The following is a 17,819-nucleotide window of genomic DNA, read 5'->3' as shown; positions in this document are numbered from 1 at the left end:
GCCTCAGGCGGAAGCAGTCAAGCTCATCGAAAGAGGAACGGCACGGGCATGAGTACAGGAACCTCAGCGGAGAACGGATCGGAGTTCCCGCATCCGGCGGACGGCCAGGATGTCATCCGGGTCCATGGAGCCCGGGAGAACAACCTCAGGGGGATCAGTGTTGAAATCCCCAAGCGCCGCCTGACGGCGTTTACCGGTGTCTCCGGATCGGGCAAGAGCTCGCTGGTGTTCGGAACCATAGCCGCCGAATCCCAGCGAATGATTAACGAAACCTACAGCGCCTTTGTCCAGGGTTTCATGCCCAACCTGGCCCGTCCTGACGTTGACCTGCTCGAAGGGCTAACCACGGCCATCATTGTGGACCAGGAGCGGATGGGCGCGAATCCGCGCTCCACTGTGGGCACCGCCACCGATGCCAACGCCATGCTGCGCATCATCTTCAGCAGGCTTGGCACCCCGCAGATCGGCTCGCCCAATGCGTATTCCTTCAATGTGCCCTCGGTGAAGGCCAGCGGTGCCATTACGGTGGAGCGCGGCGGCCGGACCAAGGCCGAGAAGGCCACCTTCAACCGGCTCGGCGGCATGTGTCCGCGCTGCGAGGGCATGGGATCGGTGACCGACTTCGACCTGACCGCCCTCTATGACAACAGCAAGTCCCTCAACGAGGGTGCGCTCACCATTCCCGGCTACAGCATGGACGGTTGGTACGGGCGGATCTACAACGGCACCGGGTTCTTCGACCCGGACAAGCCGATCGCCAGGTTCACCAAACGGGAACTGCACGATTTGCTCTACAAGGAGCCCACCAAGATCAAGGTTGAAGGCATCAACCTGACCTACGAGGGTCTGATTCCCAAAATCTCCAAATCCATGTTGTCCAAGGATCCTGAGGCCATGCAGCCGCATATCCGCGCCTTTGTGGACCGGGCCATCACCTTCACCACCTGTCCCGAGTGTGAAGGGACCCGGCTCAGCGCTGAGGCCCGCTCCTCCAAAATCAACGGCAGGAATATTGCCGACGCATGCGCCCTGCAGATTACCGACCTCGCCGAGTGGGTCCGCACTCTGAAGGAACCGTCAGTGGCACCGCTGCTGGCCGGGCTGCAGCACCTCCTGGATTCCTTCGCCGAGATTGGACTGGGTTACCTCAGTCTGGACCGCCCATCGGGGACGCTCTCCGGCGGGGAATCCCAGCGCACCAAGATGATCCGGCACCTGGGCTCTTCACTGACGGACGTCACCTATGTCTTTGACGAACCCACCATCGGCCTGCACCCGCATGACATCGAGCGGATGAACCGATTGCTCCTACAGCTGCGGGACAAGGGCAACACCGTGCTCGTCGTCGAGCACAAACCCGAGACCATTGCCATTGCCGACCACGTGATCGATCTGGGCCCGGGGGCCGGGAGCAGCGGCGGCACTGTGTGCTTCGAGGGCACGGTGGAGGACCTGCGTGGCAGCGGAACCGTCACCGGAGCGCATCTCGATGACCGGGCCCGGCTGAAGGACACGGTGCGCTCCCCCGCCGGCGCCATGGAAATCCGGGGCGCCGCAGCAAACAACCTTCAGGACGTCGACGTCGATATTCCCCTGGGCGTGTTCTGCGTGCTTACCGGCGTGGCCGGTTCCGGAAAGAGCTCGCTGGTTCAGGGGTCGGTGGCCCGCCGGGACGGCGTGGTGGTGGTTGACCAGGGTGCCATCAAGGGTTCCCGGCGCAGCAATCCGGCCACTTACACGGGGCTGCTGGAACCGATCCGCAAGGCCTTCGCGAAGGCCAACGGCGTCAAGCCGGCGCTGTTCAGCTCCAATTCGGAGGGCGCCTGCCCCGTCTGCAACGGTGCCGGGGTGATTTTCACCGACCTGGGCGTGATGGCCACGGTGGAATCGGCCTGCGAAGAATGCGGCGGCAAACGGTTCCAGGCGGCGGTGCTTCAGTACACGCTGGGCGGAAAAAATATCGCGGAGGTGCTGGGGATGTCGGTGGCCGAGGCCGCGGAATTCTTCGGCAGCGGCAACGGATCGGACGGCACGGGGGCTCCCACGCCGGCAGCGCACAAGGTCCTCGTCCGGCTCGCCGACGTGGGGCTGGGCTACCTGCAGCTGGGTCAGCCGCTCACCACTCTTTCCGGTGGCGAGCGGCAGCGGCTGAAACTGGCCGCACAAATGGCCGAAAAGGGCGCGGTCTATGTCCTTGACGAGCCCACCAGCGGGCTGCATCTGGCGGACGTGGACCAGCTATTGGGCCTGTTGGACCGGCTGGTCGATTCCGGCAAGTCGGTCATTGTTATTGAGCACCACCAGGCGGTGATGGCGCACGCGGACTGGATTATCGACCTGGGCCCGGGCGCCGGGCACGACGGCGGGCGGATAGTTTTCGAGGGGACTCCCGCGGACCTGGTGGCCGGCAAATCCACGCTCACCGGCGAGTATCTGGCCACGTACGTGGGCGCCTGAGACGCCTCGAGTTGCCTGAGGCGCCCTAGCCGGCCGGCTGCACGCACCGGGTATCCATGGTGAGCGTTACGGCGCCGTCGCCCTCGTCCGCGGTGAGTGTGACCTGAATGCCGCCGGTCTCCTTGAGCGAGGCGGCGTGCGTTCCGCCGCAGGGAATCCGGACCGTGCCGTCGGGGAGGTCAACGGCCCAGCGTCGCATGTCGGTGAGGCCGCCGCCGTCGCACTCAATCCGTACCTCCGCCCCGGTGGCCGTCCAGCCGGCCAGGATGGTGTTGATGCCGGCTTCGGCGGCGGGCAGGTCCGCCAGCAGGGCGTCCGGCAGAAAACCCTTGCGGCGCAGGGATTTGCCCAGCCGGTACACATCAGTGGAGCCGTGTTCGGCGATGGTGGACGTTTCGATGGCCAGCGCGTCAAAGTTGGGGTTGCCGGCGGCGTCGGCCATGACGTCCTTTTTCCAGGCCCCGGCGAGCTGCCGGTTCAGCGCCAGCGACGCCAGGTGGCAGGCGGTGTGGCCGGCCGAAAGCGCGGTCCGGTAGGCGCCGTCGACCTCGATCCGCACGGATTCCCCCTCCTGCACCGCGGCCGCGGCCGGAAGCACATGCGCCACGGTGAAAGCCCACCCCTCGGTGCCCTTCTTCACCGGGATGTCAGCGCCCAGGAACAGGGAGGAGCCGTCGGCGGCGGCAACCACAGCGTCCTGCAGCTCATAGGAAACACCCCCGGCGACGGTCAGCACTGCACGGTCCGCGCCCTGATCCGGCCAGCCGGCGTCCACGGGATGAACGGCAGTAGTGTCCAGCAGGACCGCCCGGGTGCCGTCCCCGAGGTCCTGGACGTGGAGGACGGTGCCGGTGGATTCCACGGCGCCGGACGGATAGGTGACAGTTGTATCTACGGTAGGCAGGCTCACACTCCCACCCTATCGAGTGAATTTGGCACCAAAACCGTGACGGCGGTCACTGGATTCTTCGTCTGGGTCCACAGGGGGGTACAGTTCTAAGTACGACGCGGGGTGGAGCAGTTCGGTAGCTCGCTGGGCTCATAACCCAGAGGTCGCAAGTTCAAATCTTGCCCCCGCAACCAAGAAGATGGTCCTCATCGGTGAAAACCGATGGGGGCCGTTTTGTTTAAGGGTCTTGTTGACCCTCCATTCTAGACTGGCGGAATGACTGCCGTGCGTCCCGCTTCCTCCCTGCTCACCGGCCAGACGGTCCACCTCGAGCCGCTGACCCCCGAACTGCTCCCCGACCTGCACCGCGCCATTGCGGTGCCCGAAGCTTTTGCCGGCGGCTACGGCGGCGGCCCGGCGGGGCTGCGCTCGGATCCGGACGCCTTCGCCGCCTGGGCGAAGACATATTACCGATGGGATGCGCTGCCGTTCGCTGTACGGTTGCTTCAGGACGGGGCACCCGGCGCCGTGGTGGGCACCAGCACCCTCGCTGATGTGGATCTAAAGAACGAGACGGTGCAGCTGGGGTGGACTGCCTACAGTCCCTCGGTCTGGGGTACTGCCGTCAACGCCGAGAGTAAACTCCTGCTGCTCGGGCATGCCTTCGACGCCGGATTTGGCCGGGTCAGTCTCCAGGCCGATTCCCGGAACGCCCGTTCGAGAGCCGCGATCGAGAAACTCGGCGGCGTTTTTGAAGGCGTCCTGCGCCGGGACAGGCTCCGCGCGGACGGTACCTGGCGCGATACTGCCGTGTATTCGATACTCGCCACGGAGTGGCCCGAGGTTCGAGCCGGACTGCGGGGCAGGCTTGGCCGGTTCTCCGGCGAACATATTTTATGAGCGGAACATCTGCGGGGAGCGGCGCAGAGGGACGAAGGCCCCCTAAAGGGCAGGCGGGAAGCCGTCCCTGGGCCACCAGGCCGGCAGCAGGTTGACCAGTGACGCCAGCCAGGCTTCGACGTCGTCGTCATCGCCGGCAACCCACTGCTCAATCCAGCAGGCGTAGGCGCCGCCGAGAAAGGCCGCGGTCACCTCCAGGTTCAGCGGCGGCACCAGGTCATGGCCCTGCCACACATACAGCGAGAGGAGAAAACGCAGCCGCAGTCCGTCCGCCAGGACGGACTGGAACGTTCCGGTGTGAAAGAGCGCGCGGTAGACGCGCCGCTCCGCCAGGGTGTATTGCAGGATCTGCCGCACCGCATCGACGTACAGGAAGCCGATCTCCGCAACAGATTTTCCGGTCCCCCGCTGGTCCACATCCACGGTGCCGAGCCGGTCCACGACGCCCGCGTAGACGGCGGCCGCAAGGTCGTAAATGTTGCGGTGGTGGCCATAAAACGTTGTCCGATGCACCCCTGCCTGCCGGCACAGCGCGGCCACGCTGATGTCCGCCAGTTCATGCTCGCGCAGGAGCTCCCACAGGCCGGCTTCCAGCGCCTCACGGGTGCGAGCGGTCCGCGGCTCCTCCGCGGGAGGGCGCCGCGCTGCGTGGGGTGTTTCCGGTGCAGACATAGGACTTATCTTCTCAGACACACGGAAGGGCCCCGCCGAAGCGAAGCCCGTCCGTGCCGCGGCGCTGGGGGACGCCGCAAGCTTGTGTGTTTGCCGTTAGTGATTGGTGGGTCCGGCGGGTTCTCCGCCGTCCAACACCATCTTATTCAACACCTGTCGAAAAGATTCTAGTCCCCAAAAGCCGAGAATCTGGCGGAGGAAAACATCTGGGCGTGTTGCAGTCCGCTTAGAATCCGGGGCCGAGCCCCTGTTCATAGTCACCCGCTGTGGCGCTGCTGACCTTGGTCGCCCCGCTCAGGCTGCCCTCCTTGCCGCCGGTGTAGACGGTGTAGGTGTCCCCGGCCCTGATCTCCGGCGCAGAATAGATCAGCGAGGCGGTCTTCTTGGCCGGCACGAAGGACGCCACCACCGTGCCGTCGGCGTCCGCCACCTGGATGAGGGTTCCGGCGGAGACAGCGGAGTTAAAGCTGATCTGCACGCCCGACTGGGCGGAGGATTCCGACGGCGCCTGCGCCATCCCGGCACTGCCCGCCGCGGTAACCGTCCCGCCCTCGATGGTGAGGGTGCCGTTGACGTCCAGGGCGCCGTTGCCGTTGTTCGTGGGCCCGTGTACGACGACGGTTCCGCCGGTGATGACGGCGTCACCGTTCGAATCCAGGCCGTCACCCTCGGCGTTCACTGTGAGCGCGCCGCCTGTGATCGTTAGCGAGAAGTCGCCGGCCGCTTCTTCGCCCTGGCCCATGCCTCCGGTGCCGCCGGGCTCCATGCCGCCCGGCGGCTGGACGGGCATGTCATTTCCCGCACCTTCGGCAATGCCGGTGCCCGAGCTGTCGGAGCTGCCGCCCGCGGCGTTCACACCGTCGTCGCTGGCCGTAAGGTCGACGGTTCCGCCGTTAATGGTGATGTGCCGGGCTTCCAAGCCTTCCACCGATTCCGTCACACGGACGGTCCCCGCGTGGACGGTCAGCAGGGTTTCGGCCTTGACCCCGTCATCGCCGGCGGCCACCGCCAGCTCGCCGCCGTAGATACTGGACCACCCGCGGTCCGCTTCCTCATCGTTGGTGGCCTTGACGCCGTCGCCCCCGGCTGTGACGTTGTACCGGCCGCCGGCCAGAACCAGGTAGTCCTTGCCCTTGATGCCGTCGTCGGCAGCGGTGACGGTGACGTTGCCTGCTGCAAGGACCAGGCCGTCCTTGGAGACGATGCCGTCATAGGCGTTGCCCTTCACCGTCAGCGCACCGCTCCCGGCGATGGTCAGGTCCGCCTTGGAGTACAGTGCAGCGTTGGGGGCGTCGTCTGCAGTGTCGGCATAGGTGGCGGCATCCGTCAGTGTGTTGGTGCTGCCCTCTTCCAGGTAGACGAGGACCTCGTTGGCGGTGCTGACCACAAACGGTGAACCGGTGCTGCTGGTCAGGTTCACGCCGTCGAGGATGACCCGGACCACGTCCTCCTCCCCCGCGGCGACCACCAGCTGGCCGTCGGAGAGCTCACCGGAAAGCCGGTAGGTTCCGGCTGCGGCGATCGTCACGGTGTTCCCGTCAACGGATACCCCGGCCGCCGCCGTGCTGTTCTCGCCATCCGCGAGCCTCACGTTAACCTCGTCGGCGGCATCCCAGGTGAGGTCATCGTCGTCGTAATGGGTGTCCTCGGTGATCGCCTCGGCCGTCACCGCGGGGCCGAAACCCCCGTCCGCACCTGTTGCCGCTGAAGCGCCTGGCGCGTCAGCGGCTGGACTGGGCGCTGTCGAGGAAGCTGATCCGCTGCACCCGACCAGGGAAGCCGCGAGGGCCAGGGCTGCCACTGAGGTGGCAAGAATGGAGGAGCGTACGGGTCGGCGGGTCGGACGGCGGTTCGGGGTGTCTGCGGTAGACGTGTGCGGCATGGATTTCCTTCAGCGGTTGATGACAGTAGGACTCTGCCTTCAACCGTGCCGCCGGTTCCTGTGCGGGTGCTGTGCCGCGGCACAGCCTCATATAAGAGCTGGGTAGAGGAGCCGGAAATGCGCCCTTCCGTGCGTGCCCGGGACCCGTTTGGGGGTCCGCTGTGTCCGAACAGTCCGCGTCTAGCCCGCCTGCGCCGGACGGAGCCGGTGCCGCGGGGGCAGCGGAATGATCGGCGAGGTCCGGTGCTGATAGGAAACATAGTCCGGATACCGGGACCGCGAAATACTTTCCGTGAAGACGGTGGATCCGATGAAGAGCAGGGTCAGCAGCGCCGCTCCCAGAATGGTCCCGTGCAGCCATGCCCCCGTGGCCGCCACCGCAAAGCCGTAGAACAGCCACCACTGCGCCTGTTCAAAGAAGAAGTTCGGATGCCGGGAGTATCGGAAGAGCCCGGCCTGGAGGAAGTCCGGCTGCGGCGTGCGCCCTGCCCTACGCTCTGCGGCCTTCCACCGCTGGAAGTTCCACTGCTGCTGGTCGGCCACTGTTTCTCCCGCCAGGGCGGCCAGGAACAGCACCGCCAGAGCCCAGTCCCAGGCATTCAGCGGACCGGTGTTCTCGTAGACCGTAAGGGCCGGCAGCGTCATCAGAAAAATAATGATGTTCTGGTAAATGCTGATGAACAGGAGGTTGAAGACGGCGAACTGCCACGGTTTCATGCGTTGGCGCAAAATAGCCCACCGGTAGTCTTCACCGCCGGGGGTATAACCGCCCTTACGCGCAAAGTTGAACGTCAGCCTGGCACCCCACAGCGTCACGAGGACCGCCATCAGCACCAGGCGGGCTTGGAAGCCGGAGGCCGCCGCAAACACCCACACATAGGCAAGCGGCACCAGCGACCAGATGCGGTCCGTCCAGGAATACTCCCGCGTGAGCAGGGAAAGCACCCAGGTTCCGGCACAAACGGCGGCGAAAGTCCACAGACAAACCATGACCGGGTTCATCCTTGGAGGATACGCGTGCGGCCGGCGGCGGGGAACGCTGCCCACCCGCCCGCGGCGTTCTGACCGCTGGTCCCGCTGGCCCGGCTGGTCCCGCTGGCCCGGCTGGTCCCGCTGGCCCGGCTGGTCCGGCTGGCCCGGCTGGTCCGGCTGGTCCGGCTGCATGCGTTCCCATCCTGTGGTACCTGCTGTGACAGCTGTGACCCCATCAGGTAACACCAGCCCCCAAGAGTGGGAACGTGTGTCGGGACGGCCCACGACGGCGGCTGGTAGCCTCGGCGCATGACCTCCCTATCCCTGCGGCCCTGGCGGCAGTCAGACTCCGATGCACTGGTTGCCGCCTACTGCGGCAGCCCTGATCTGGAACGGCAGCTCACCCCGGACGCCGGAACTACAGCAGGGGCTCGGCGGGTCATCCGGGAGGACCTCGGATGGGACCCGCGCACTGCCTGCAACGTAGCCATCGAGGAAGACGGCACGGTGGTGGGAAATGTAGGCATCAGCAGCATCAATGCCCGCCATGGCACGGCGTGGACGTATTACTGGCTGGCTGCGCCGGCGCGCGGACGGGGTTTGGCAGCCAGGGCAGTGGCGTCACTGGGCGGCTGGGCGCTGGAGGACCTGTTGCTCCACCGCTTGGAGCTGGGGCACCGGACCAACAATCGCGCATCGTGCCGGGTTGCCCGGGCGGCGGGGTTTGCGCCCGAGGGGATCCAGCGGGCCAAGCTGCGCTACGGCACGGAGCGCTTCGATGTGGAAACCCACGCCAGACTGGCCACGGATCCGGTCCCGGACGTGCAACTGATCAAGCTGGCTCTACCGTGAGCGCCGAGCTGCCAAGGAAGGATTCCGCGTCTCTCGTCCGCCCGGGCCTGATCGCAGTCTCCTACGTGATCTTCCGCAGGGGACACTCGGTGCTGCTGCAGCGGCGCGGCACCACCGGTTACCTGGACGGTTACTGGGCGACGGCGGCGGCCGGGCATGTGGAAGCGGGCGAGTCCGCCGTCGGATGCGCCATACGAGAAACCCGGGAGGAGCTGGGGCTCACCGTGGACACCGAACAGCTGATGCCGCTGACCACCCTTCACCGCAGCGGACCCGGGCCCTCGGACCGGGTGGACTTTTTCTTCCTTTGCACCGGATGGACCGGTGCGCCCCAGCTGCAGGAGCCGGAGAAGGCAACAGATCTGCACTGGTTTCCCCTCGCCGCTCTTCCCCTCCTGGTGGTTCCGCACGAACGGCTGGTATTCCAGGGGCTCGCGCAGGATGAGCTGACACCGCTGCTGACCGTCGGGTTCGCCCCGGATGGCGGCCGGTTGGATGCAACGGACAGCTACCCGGATGAGGTGTCCATCACCAGTCGGGGCTAACGGGGAACTAGGAGCGACGGCGACGGGCGGGGTCGGCCTTGCTGTGCTCACCCCGGTCGCCGAGGAGGTCCACGGCCAGCGTCACCAGTACCACCGCTGCGCCCATCAAGAGGCGGGGCTGCGGCAGGCCCCGCCGGACCAGCCAGCGCTCCAGACGCGCGTCCCAGTGCAGCGAAAGGGTTTGCAGCCTTGACACCAGAGTTCCAACACCCAACGCCAGGGCGGCGCCTGCCGCGGCCGAACCCGTGCCGGACTGCTTCCGGCCACCCGGAAACAGCCCGCCGGCCAGTGTGGCGGCGGCGAGCGCACCGGGCACCAGTACAAAGGCACGGCGGGTCCGGGACGACCAATCGGCGGGGCGAAGGAGCGTTAGCGCACCGGAAACTGCGGCGGCGGCCAGGGACAGCGGCAGGTTCTTCATGCCTCCACGGTACTGGACCCTTCCGGTGGTCCGGCCGGAGACAACACCTCCACGTCCCTGCACACGGACAGCCGGCCCAGCGCGGCCGCCACTCCGACGCTGACAGCCAGCTCCAGCGCAGCCGGGCCCGAGCCGCCGCCCAGCCCAGCACCCAGAATGACTGACGGCACCGCGAAGAACACCGCCACATGAACCCACTGACGGCGCACGGGGCGCAGAAGGAAGCCGAGCCCCAGGGCAATAGGCTCGCCCAACAGCAGAGCTCCGCCTGCACCCCAGAGCATCAGCGCCGCCCAGAAGCCGAAGGCGTTCACCTCCGGGAGCGGATCCCGCAGTGCCGCCGCGATCAGCAGGGCCGTGGCAGCCCCCAGCCACAGCCCGGTGGCAACAAACCAACCCTTGATCAGGGCAAGGTTACCCAGCACAATTCTGGATCCAGCCGCCGGAATCAACGCTTTGCGCGTCATGTCTCCCCCTTTCCTGCGGATAAGAGCCGCCCGTCCCCGCGGCGATGCTCACACCGCTCCCGCTTTGGCTGAGCGTATCCGGACGTGCACCCCGCAGCGTGGACCCCGGTCAGCCGTTCCGCGAGCCGGTGCGGCGCGGTCCCGGGTCATAGAGCGTTCCGCTGCGGAAACGGTCGCTGAAATTGTCCAGGGCAAAATCGCGGAGATAACCGTCTCCGGCGAGCTCCGCCGCCGCAGCCACCTGGAGTGACAGGGACGCGCGGTGCAGCTGCGCCCTGGCCACCAGCTCCGCGTCGGCAATGTCTGCGACCGCGGCGGCGCCGAAGGCTCCCACCAGCGGAGCCAGGTCCATCGCAGGGTCACCCACACAGGCGTTGTCGAAGTCCACCAGCCCGGAGATTTCCGTGCCGCTCCACAGCACGTTGTGCAGCCCCAGATCGCCGTGCACAACGGCGGGTGCCACCCATTCCTCAGCCGCCAGGACGTCCGCAACTATCCTTCCGGCCGCCCGTGCTTCCGGCGGAAGCAGACTGGCGGTGATGCCGGCGACGACGGCGGGCCACTCGTCTGCGCCGCACCACTCCCGGACCGGTCGGAGGCCGCCTCCGGAGACCGTAATAATGTTTGTCATGGCGGCCACCACCGCGGCTAAGGCTCCCCGCACCGCTTCCCACCGCTCAAACGGCCGGTGCTCCCCGGGGACAAAGCTGTTCATCTGGGCGGACCAGCCGTCGCCGTGAAAGGGTGCCCTCAGCTCAGCAGGGATCCGGAACGGCAGCCCGGCGGAGGCGAAAGCGGTCAAATTCTCGGCTTCGCGCACAGTAGTCCGAAGATGGCGCGGACCGTACACCACCCGGATAACGGCGTCCTCCCCCAGCACGGCCACGTGGTGGAAGGCGCCGCGCCGAAACTGCACCCGGTCCCACGCCAGGTCCGGCCACACGGACCGCAGGCCGGCCCACATGTCCGGCGGGTGCGGATCCGGTCCTCCCACGTACGGACTGTCGGAGTCAGTGAACGCGCCTGCTGCACCCGCCCCCGGTCCGGCCAAGTGCCTAGTCCTCAGAGCCGGTCAGGCTCACTTCAAGCTGGCCGCCGCGGATCCGGGTCTGGAACACCGGCTGCGGTGCGGTTGCCGGTCCGCGCATCACCTCTCCGTTCTCCACGGAAAAGGCGCTGCCGTGCCAGGGGCACACCACGCACAGCCGCCCGCGCGTGTCCTGCAGGTGCCCTTCGTGCAGCGGACCGCCCAGGTGGGAGCAGGTGTCCGCCAGCACCGACACGCCGTCGTCGTCCGTGCCCTCCCGGCGCAGGACCATCACCGGCACAGTGCCCAGATTGGCCTGGCGCGGCTGCCCCACCGTGAACCCCTCCAGCGGACCCAGTGCATGCCACCCGGCGGGGGCCTCCTCCGGGAGGTCTTCGTTGCGGTTCACTCCAGCCCCCTGACGGTAGGAGAGGTGCCCGCCCAGAAACCCTCCGACGCCGGCGACCGAAAGACCGGCGAACGCCAGCAGCTTTCCCTTCCCATGATGTCCCCGGTTCCGGGCCAGCCACGAGGCGGCGTACAGGGCGGTGGCAAGCGCACTGGAGGCCTGGTGCACCACGCCGGTGCGCTGCTGCGGAGTATCGAGCTGGGAGAAGTCGGTGACTCCGGTCAGTGCCGTCGGTGCTGCCGCCAGCACGCCCAGGCCCACCAGCGTCTGGGCCGCCCGCTGATTCCCCGGCAGCAGGTCCAGGACCGCGGCGGAAACCCACGCTCCCAGCGGCACGGTGACCATCAACGGATGCACCGGATGCCCCAACGGAACACCGTGCAGCGCGTCGGTGACCCGAGGGGAGGGCAGTGCCTTCCTTACCAGCCGGGCTACGGTGCCGGCAGCGGGATCCAGCCAGGCTGCCCCCTCCAACTTGTCGACGGAACTGACCAACGGCAGACGCGGCATGTTCTTCTCCTCAGGCAGTGCTGGCGGGACGCTCAACAGGGTAGCCACCGACTCGGCCCCGCACCACCCGTAATGGGTATCCGGGGCCACCGGAACCGTGTTCAACGTGGTACCCGGCACCGGCGGGCTGCTCCGGCCGGCCGTAGATGAAAGTGCAAACCCGGCAGCAAATCCGGCAGACTGGCCCCATGACGTCGGGGGAAGATACTCAGCCACAGATATTCCGCACTGCCATTCCTACCCGCTACCGGCTGGTTCTGGGCATCCTGGGACTCGCCGTTCTGACCGGCACTGCCCTTGCTGCCCTGGAGGCGGGTCCCGGAGTGCTGGTGACCGGCATTTTCACGACGGCCATCATTGCGCCGATGATGTTCATGACGGCGCTGATCCGGGTGGGCGCCGCAAGCCTGCAGATTCGAGTCGCCGGCGTTTTCCGGACCGAGGTTCCGTACCGGGACATGAGGGCCGTTTCGGCAGGGCCGGTGACCGGGCTGCGCTACGGAATGGGTCTGCGGATCCTTCCGGAGGGTACCGGCTACCTTGTTGGCGGACCCTCGGTCAGGATCGAGTGCCGCGGCGGCGATGTACTGGTGTCCTGCAGCGAGCCGGAGAAGCTGCTCGCCGCCGTCGTGCCAAGGTTGGCCCGCGGATCCGGGGACCGGACGCAGCCGGTTCCGTAACCGCGGGCCGCCCCTGCCGAGGTACGGCCGGAGCGCCTAGGGCAGCATGTCCTTACGGCCGTCCGCGATGGCGCTGTGACTGGTCATTCCGCCGTCAACGGTGAGGAGCTGGCCGGTGATGTACCGGGACTCGTCCGAGGCAAGGAACACCATGGCTGCGGCGATATCCTCCGGGGCGCCGATGAACGGCAGCGAGTTGTGCCCGCGGATCGATTCAATGACATCCGCGGACAGGTTGTTTTGCAGCGCCGGAGTCATGATGGCGCCGGGAGCGATCGCGTTGCACCGTACGTACTGCTCGCCGTACTGGGTGGCGATGTACTGGGTCAGGCGGATCACTGCCGCCTTGGCTGTCCCATAGGCAGCCTGCAGGAAGTCGCCGGAGATGCCGGCAACGGAGGCGGTGTTGATGATCGAACCGCCGCCGGCGGCGATGAGGTGCGGCAGCGCGGCGCGGGATCCAACCACCGTGCTGCGCACGTTCAAGGCCATGGTCCGATCAAACTCCGCCATGTCCATGCGCAGCAGGTCCAGGTCCTTGCGGGGGTTGCTGCCGCCCACGTGGTTGCACATGATGTGCAGGGCACCGAATTCTTCCACCGCTGACTCCACAAGCGCGTGCAGCGACTCTTCCTCCAGTGCGTTCACCGCCAAGCCCACGGCGCGTCCACCGGCGGCAGTGATTTCAGCAGCCGCATCCGCTGCTTTCTCCAGTTCCAGGTCACCGATGACGACGGCGGCGCCCTCCGCTGCCATCATTGCCGCTGCCGCGCGCCCGATGCCGCTGGCACCTCCGGTGATGACGGCTACCTTGTTGTCCAAACGGTTCATGGTGTTCTCCTACATTCTCTATCCGGTACGCCGGCGCCCTTACGGCACCGGTAAAATCAACGCATTCAGGGCCGGCGCGTACACCGAAACCAGGGTAGGTTCGGCGGCGGCCAGCAGGGCTTCGTCCCCGCGGAGGGCGAGGGCATCCAGCAGGCCCAGCAGCTGCGCAGCAATCAGACTGCTGCGCACCCGCGCATCCGCCCCCTGCAGCCGCTTGACCAGCGGCTGGATCATTCCATCCTCAATCGCTTCACCGAGGCTGTGCCCGACTTTTTTGTTGCCCGACGCCCGCATCAGGACGCCGTAGACACGAAGCGCACGGGTTCCTCGCATCTGCACTGCCGCACCTACCAGCTGAACGGCAAGGTCCGGCAGGGGAGCCTGCAGCGCCTGTTCAAACGCCCGGTGCAGCTGGATAGTCGCCAGGAAAAGATCTTCCTTGCTGCCGAAATAACGAATAACCAGTGCCGCGTCGGCGCCCGCAGCAGCAGCTATGGACCGCACTGAGGTTTTCTCAAAACCCTGTTCCGAAAAGAGCTGTGCAGCTGCCTCCGCGATGCGCTTGCGCGTGGCGGCGGAGGACTCCTGGAAGGGGGAGGATTCGGGAAGCTGCATGGTGTTCCTCAGGGGAAAGCGAAGGGGTGTCAACGGCGTTGACACCCAGCGTATGCCCAAAGACCTCCTACTGTCAACGACGTTGACAGTCGGAGGCTGACCAGTCGTTAACCCAGAGGTGCCGCCCTCCTCCGTCACGGAGAAGAGCGGCACCAGGCGCCGGGGGGGGCGGAGGAGCCGGTGGTCAGCGGCGGGCGGACACGCCGTCGGGCGCACCCGCTTTATCCGGGGCGGTCCCGGATGTTCCCGCGGAACCGCCGTCGCCCTCCCCCGTGTCATGCGGATGGCGGCGCTCCAGGGACGCGCCCTCGACGTCGACGTCCGGCAGGATCTTGTCCAGCCACTTCGGCAGCCACCAGGCTTTGTCTCCGGCCAGGTGCATCAGCGCCGGGATCAGCAGCATCCGCACCACAAAGGCGTCCAGGAGAACACCGAAGGCCAGCGCAAAGCCAATGGGCCGGATCATGGTGCTGTGCGAGAAGATGAAGCCGCCAAACACTGCAGCCATGATGATCGCGGCGGCGGTGACCACCGAGCGGCCGGCCCGCACACCCTGGACAACGGCGACGCGCGCCGGCATTCCGTGGGCGTAGGCCTCCCGCATGCCCGAGCCCAGGAAGAGCATGTAGTCCATGGCCAGGCCGAAGAGGATGCCCACCAGGATGGTCGGCAGGAAGCTCAGGATCGGTGCCGGAGTCTCCACACCGAAGACGCCGGAGAGCCAGCCCCACTGGTAAATGGCCACCACGCCGCCCAGCGCCGCGAAGTAGGACAGGATGAAGCCCAGCGTCGCGATCACCGGCACGAAGATGGAGCGGAACACCAGAATCAGGATCAGCAGCGAAAGTCCCACCACAACACCGAGATAGATGGGCAGCGCCTCGGACAGCTTGTCCGAGATGTCAATGTTGCCGCTCGCAGATCCTGCCACGCCAATCTCGTATTCGCCGTTCAGCGGAGAAAGGTCCCGCAGGGTGTGGACGAGGTTTTCCGTGGACTCACTGGTGGGACCTTCGGTGGGAATGACCTGGAAGGCTGCCACGCTCCGGTCCTCGGAGGTACCGATCGGGGCAACAGCGGCCACATCCTCCTGGTCGAAGAGAGCCCGGGCTATTTCGGCCTGAGCACCCAGGGCTTCCGCCTCGGTGGGCTCACCGGGCAGCTCGGCCACCACCAGCAGCGTGCCGTTCTGGCCTTCGCCGAACTTCTCCGAGACTGCGGCGTAGGCCTGGTACTGGCTCGAGTCATGGGCCTCGGAGGAGCCGTCAGGCAGGTTCTGCCGCAGGTCCAGCGCCGGGATGGCGATGAGCAGCAGGCCGGCGACGGCGGCAACCACGGTCAGGATGGCACGGCCGGTACCCATGGGCTTCGCCTGCGCAACGGCGGGCTGTCCGTTTCCGGCGGTACCGGCCTTGGCGGCGGAAGCATGCCCCTGAAGGGCAGCACGTTCCTTGCGGCTGAGGACGCGCATGCCAACCAGCTTCAGCAGTGCCGGTGTCAGGGTGACGGCGATCAGCACGGCCACGGCCACGCAGGCTGCTCCCACGGTGCCCATCAGTCCCAGGAAGGGGATCCCGGTGACGTTCAGGGCCAGCAGGGCAATGAACACGGTGGCACCCGCGAACACCACGGCGTTGCCGGAGGTGCCGTTGGCCAGTCCAATGGATTCCTGCAGGCTGTAGCCGGCCTTCAGCTGGCGCCTGTGCCGGTTGACGATGAACAGGGCGTAGTCAATGCCCACGGCCAGGCCCAGCATCAGACCCAGGACGGGGGTAATCGAGGCCATTTCCACCACGCCGGAGAAGGCCAGCGCGCCCAGGGCGCCGATTCCGACGCCGATCAGTGCGGTCAGCAGGGGCAGGCCCGCCGCGATCAGGCTGCCGAGCATGACCACCAGGACCACCGCTGCGACCGCGATGCCCACCACCTCACCAACACCGAAGAGGGTGGGAACGGCGGCGGCAATATCTGAGGAGAAGTCCACCTTGACGCCGTCAATCGGCTCGTCCTCGAAGGTGGCCACAAGGGCGTCCTTGGTTTCCTGCGTGATTTCCATCTGGGTTTCACTGAAGACCACATTCACCACAGCGGCGCTGCCGTCTTCGGAAACGGTGCGGATTTCCTTGGCCATCTCCAGCAGATCAGCGCCCTGCTCGGCTGGCAGTGCCTGCGCTTCAAGCTCGGTGTTGGAAGCATCAAGTTCCGCGCGGCTGGCGTCCAGGGTTGCCTGCTGTGCGTCCAGCCCGGCGATCACTTCCGCCGGCGCGCCGGCCGCCTCGGCCTGCGCACGTGCGGCATCAAGCTGGGCCTGCCCGGCGTCGAGCTGGGCCCGAGCGTCCTCTAGCTGGGCGCGGCCGGCGTCGATCTGTGCCTGCCCCTCGGCCAGCTGCTGTGCCTGTGCGGCCCGCTCAGCCTCGGTGGCAAAGGGGTCAACGACGGTTTCCACACCATCAAGGTTGGACGCCTCGGTCACCAGCGCGGAAATCTCCTGCTGCTGTTCCTCGCTGAAGCGCGAGCCGTCCTCGGTCTGGACAATGACTGACCCCGATCCGCCGGAAGCCTGCGGGAGCTTTTCCTGGAGGCGCTCGGTGACCTGCGTGGTGGGGGTGTTGGGGATGGAAAACGCGGTCGCGAGCGTGCCGCCGAAGAGAGCGAACGCCGCTCCGGCAAGCACAAGAACCGCGATCCAGACCGCCAGTACGGTGCGGGCCCGGCGCGCGGCCGCCCGACCAAGTCGGTAGAGGAATTCAGCCATGAGAGTCCTAACAGGGGATGGGAGCGAAAGAGGAGGGGTTAGCCCAGCCGGGGTGCTGGTTCGGTGTGCCTGGGTGTCGATTCGGTGCCGTGGCCGTCCCGGACTGCTCCGATGAGCTGTTCCAGGTGCCCGGCCCAGACCCGCCGGGAGTCCTGCGTGTCCACGGCGCCGGTTTCGGCGGCCCAGTGGTGGTAGAGGACCCCCACGCCGCCGGCGACGGATCCCACCAGCAGGTGGACGGCAAGTTTGTCCGCGTCCGGACGGCGGTGAAGCATGGCGGCCAGGAGCCTGTTGCTCACCTCTGTGAACACGCGCAGTGTCATCAGCGCCTGCCGCGGAGACGGCTCTTCGATGGGTCTGCCGAGCATCCGGGTCAGATAGGCCATGGGAGCCACCAGATCGGTGGAGCGCAAGGCCGCGGCCATCTCCTCCATCATCGAAGCGTCGGTGCCTTCACCTTCCGCGGGCACCTCTGCCAGGGTCTCGACGACGGCATTGAGCACGTCTCCGCACACTTCAGTGACCACGTCATCCAGGGAGGAGAAATGGTTGAAGACTGTGCGCCGGGATACGTCTGCGCGTTCGGCCAGCTCGTCCACGGTGAAGTCCGTCCCCGTCCGTTCCTCCATGAGGGCAGCGGCGGCAGCAACAATTGCCTGCCGGTGGCGGCTCTTAAGAGCGGCACGGCGGTCGGTGGAGGGTTCCGGAAGCACATCTCTACACTAAGTGCACCGATGCACTAAGTGCAATTTGTCTCGCAATGCCGGCGCAGATCGATAAATGTCGATACCAGCTCCGCCGGCCCTCAGGTTTTTGGCGGCTGGTCCAATAGAGCCCGCCCTAGGTGTACTCAGACGGCACGTTAATTACACCGGGTGATCGGTGCTTTGCCTCCGAGGCTGCCGTGTGGCCGGTGGTTGTTGTAGAAGTCTAAC

The 17,819-nt window shown here is 66.6% G+C and carries 17 protein-coding genes and 1 tRNA gene; 6 read left to right on the top strand and 12 right to left on the bottom strand.

The window, feature by feature from the left end; translation table 11 throughout:
• The first annotated feature begins 48 nt into the window (after positions 1-48).
• Positions 49-2,457: an ATP-binding cassette domain-containing protein gene (locus ABIB35_RS11920; RefSeq protein ID WP_354181663.1), complete on the top strand. Its 2,409-nt coding sequence runs from the start codon at positions 49-51 to the stop codon at positions 2,455-2,457.
• A 25-nt stretch (positions 2,458-2,482) separates the two neighbouring features.
• On the opposite strand, the gene ABIB35_RS11915 is transcribed toward ABIB35_RS11920, so the two are convergent.
• Positions 2,483-3,367: an alanyl-tRNA editing protein gene (locus tag ABIB35_RS11915; RefSeq protein ID WP_354181661.1), complete on the bottom strand. Its 885-nt coding sequence runs from the start codon at positions 3,365-3,367 to the stop codon at positions 2,483-2,485.
• Between the two features lie 96 nt (positions 3,368-3,463).
• Between ABIB35_RS11915 and ABIB35_RS11910 the strand changes: the two genes are divergently transcribed.
• Both ABIB35_RS11910 and ABIB35_RS11905 read left to right on the top strand, forming a co-directional pair.
• Positions 3,464-3,540, top strand: a tRNA-Met gene (locus tag ABIB35_RS11910).
• Positions 3,541-3,622: 82 nt separating this feature from the next.
• On the top strand, positions 3,623-4,246 hold the full coding sequence (locus ABIB35_RS11905) for a GNAT family N-acetyltransferase (protein WP_354181659.1): 624 nt from the start codon (positions 3,623-3,625) through the stop codon (positions 4,244-4,246).
• 42 nt (positions 4,247-4,288) lie between these two features.
• On the opposite strand, the gene ABIB35_RS11900 is transcribed toward ABIB35_RS11905, so the two are convergent.
• From ABIB35_RS11900 to ABIB35_RS11890, 3 genes are all read right to left on the bottom strand, one after another.
• Positions 4,289-4,918, bottom strand: coding sequence for a TetR/AcrR family transcriptional regulator (locus ABIB35_RS11900; protein ID WP_354181657.1), 630 nt, complete (start codon positions 4,916-4,918; stop codon positions 4,289-4,291).
• 226 nt (positions 4,919-5,144) lie between these two features.
• Complete coding sequence (locus ABIB35_RS11895; protein WP_354181655.1) at positions 5,145-6,800, bottom strand: carbohydrate-binding domain-containing protein; 1,656 nt, start codon at positions 6,798-6,800, stop codon at positions 5,145-5,147.
• A gap of 180 nt (positions 6,801-6,980) precedes the next feature.
• Positions 6,981-7,964 carry a DUF1295 domain-containing protein gene (locus ABIB35_RS11890; protein ID WP_354181653.1) on the bottom strand — a complete coding sequence of 328 codons (984 nt, stop codon included), beginning with the start codon at positions 7,962-7,964 and terminating at the stop codon, positions 6,981-6,983.
• A gap of 117 nt (positions 7,965-8,081) precedes the next feature.
• Here ABIB35_RS11890 and ABIB35_RS11885 point away from each other — a divergent pair, with 117 nt between their 5' ends.
• Both ABIB35_RS11885 and ABIB35_RS11880 read left to right on the top strand, forming a co-directional pair.
• Positions 8,082-8,624, top strand: a complete 543-nt coding sequence (locus tag ABIB35_RS11885) for a GNAT family N-acetyltransferase (protein ID WP_354181651.1) — start codon at positions 8,082-8,084, stop codon at positions 8,622-8,624.
• A complete protein-coding gene (locus ABIB35_RS11880) occupies positions 8,621-9,169 on the top strand; it encodes an NUDIX hydrolase (protein WP_354181649.1) in 549 nt (182 codons plus the stop codon). The genes ABIB35_RS11885 and ABIB35_RS11880 overlap by 4 nt, the downstream gene beginning before the upstream one ends.
• A 7-nt stretch (positions 9,170-9,176) precedes the next feature.
• Here ABIB35_RS11880 and ABIB35_RS11875 read toward each other — a convergent pair whose 3' ends face one another.
• The 4 genes from ABIB35_RS11875 to ABIB35_RS11860 form a co-directional block, all read right to left on the bottom strand.
• Positions 9,177-9,590, bottom strand: coding sequence for a hypothetical protein (locus ABIB35_RS11875; protein ID WP_354181647.1), 414 nt, complete (start codon positions 9,588-9,590; stop codon positions 9,177-9,179).
• Positions 9,587-10,057, bottom strand: coding sequence for a hypothetical protein (locus ABIB35_RS11870; protein WP_354181645.1), 471 nt, complete (start codon positions 10,055-10,057; stop codon positions 9,587-9,589). The genes ABIB35_RS11875 and ABIB35_RS11870 overlap by 4 nt, the downstream gene beginning before the upstream one ends.
• 109 nt (positions 10,058-10,166) lie before the next feature.
• Positions 10,167-11,051: a phosphotransferase gene (locus ABIB35_RS11865; protein WP_354181643.1), complete on the bottom strand. Its 885-nt coding sequence runs from the start codon at positions 11,049-11,051 to the stop codon at positions 10,167-10,169.
• A gap of 61 nt (positions 11,052-11,112) precedes the next feature.
• The gene (locus tag ABIB35_RS11860; RefSeq protein ID WP_354181642.1) at positions 11,113-12,003 is read right to left on the bottom strand and encodes a Rieske (2Fe-2S) protein; all 891 of its coding nucleotides are present in this window, start codon (positions 12,001-12,003) and stop codon (positions 11,113-11,115) included.
• A 188-nt stretch (positions 12,004-12,191) separates the two neighbouring features.
• On the opposite strand from ABIB35_RS11860, the gene ABIB35_RS11855 reads away from it, so the two are divergent.
• Complete coding sequence (locus tag ABIB35_RS11855) at positions 12,192-12,683, top strand: hypothetical protein (RefSeq protein WP_354181641.1); 492 nt, start codon at positions 12,192-12,194, stop codon at positions 12,681-12,683.
• A gap of 36 nt (positions 12,684-12,719) precedes the next feature.
• On the opposite strand, the gene ABIB35_RS11850 is transcribed toward ABIB35_RS11855, so the two are convergent.
• The 4 genes from ABIB35_RS11850 to ABIB35_RS11835 all read right to left on the bottom strand — a co-directional run bounded on the left by ABIB35_RS11850 (position 12,720) and on the right by ABIB35_RS11835 (position 17,597).
• Entirely contained in the window at positions 12,720-13,514 is a 795-nt protein-coding gene (locus ABIB35_RS11850; protein ID WP_354181639.1) for an SDR family NAD(P)-dependent oxidoreductase, read from the bottom strand.
• Between the two features lie 39 nt (positions 13,515-13,553).
• Positions 13,554-14,129 carry a TetR/AcrR family transcriptional regulator gene (locus tag ABIB35_RS11845; RefSeq protein WP_354181637.1) on the bottom strand — a complete coding sequence of 192 codons (576 nt, stop codon included), beginning with the start codon at positions 14,127-14,129 and terminating at the stop codon, positions 13,554-13,556.
• A 184-nt stretch (positions 14,130-14,313) separates the two neighbouring features.
• A complete protein-coding gene (locus tag ABIB35_RS11840; protein WP_354181635.1) occupies positions 14,314-16,884 on the bottom strand; it encodes an MMPL family transporter in 2,571 nt (856 codons plus the stop codon).
• A gap of 38 nt (positions 16,885-16,922) precedes the next feature.
• A complete protein-coding gene (locus ABIB35_RS11835; protein WP_354181633.1) occupies positions 16,923-17,597 on the bottom strand; it encodes a TetR/AcrR family transcriptional regulator in 675 nt (224 codons plus the stop codon).
• Positions 17,598-17,819: the final 222 nt, after the last annotated feature.

This window comes from Arthrobacter sp. UYP6 (genome assembly GCF_040547315.1).
Lineage (GTDB): Bacteria > Actinomycetota > Actinomycetes > Actinomycetales > Micrococcaceae > Arthrobacter_B.
The sequence above is the reverse complement of the archived record's forward strand: the minus strand, read 5'-3'. Positions and strand labels throughout refer to the sequence as shown.

Bases quoted from the DNA above. Each gene is read 5' to 3' on its own strand.
- ABIB35_RS11920 (WP_354181663.1), top strand. From the start codon at position 49: ATGAGTACAGGAACCTCAGCGGAGAACGGATCGGAGTTCCCGCATCCG.
- ABIB35_RS11900 (WP_354181657.1), bottom strand. From the start codon at position 4,918: ATGTCTGCACCGGAAACACCCCACGCAGCGCGGCGCCCTCCCGCGGAG.
- ABIB35_RS11840 (WP_354181635.1), bottom strand. From the start codon at position 16,884: ATGGCTGAATTCCTCTACCGACTTGGTCGGGCGGCCGCGCGCCGGGCC.
- ABIB35_RS11845 (WP_354181637.1), bottom strand. From the start codon at position 14,129: ATGCAGCTTCCCGAATCCTCCCCCTTCCAGGAGTCCTCCGCCGCCACG.
- ABIB35_RS11860 (WP_354181642.1), bottom strand. From the start codon at position 12,003: ATGCCGCGTCTGCCGTTGGTCAGTTCCGTCGACAAGTTGGAGGGGGCA.
- ABIB35_RS11875 (WP_354181647.1), bottom strand. From the start codon at position 9,590: ATGAAGAACCTGCCGCTGTCCCTGGCCGCCGCCGCAGTTTCCGGTGCG.
- ABIB35_RS11895 (WP_354181655.1), bottom strand. From the start codon at position 6,800: ATGCCGCACACGTCTACCGCAGACACCCCGAACCGCCGTCCGACCCGC.
- ABIB35_RS11885 (WP_354181651.1), top strand. From the start codon at position 8,082: ATGACCTCCCTATCCCTGCGGCCCTGGCGGCAGTCAGACTCCGATGCA.
- ABIB35_RS11890 (WP_354181653.1), bottom strand. From the start codon at position 7,964: ATGCAGCCGGACCAGCCGGACCAGCCGGGCCAGCCGGACCAGCCGGGC.
- ABIB35_RS11870 (WP_354181645.1), bottom strand. From the start codon at position 10,057: ATGACGCGCAAAGCGTTGATTCCGGCGGCTGGATCCAGAATTGTGCTG.
- ABIB35_RS11855 (WP_354181641.1), top strand. From the start codon at position 12,192: ATGACGTCGGGGGAAGATACTCAGCCACAGATATTCCGCACTGCCATT.
- ABIB35_RS11850 (WP_354181639.1), bottom strand. From the start codon at position 13,514: ATGAACCGTTTGGACAACAAGGTAGCCGTCATCACCGGAGGTGCCAGC.
- ABIB35_RS11905 (WP_354181659.1), top strand. From the start codon at position 3,623: ATGACTGCCGTGCGTCCCGCTTCCTCCCTGCTCACCGGCCAGACGGTC.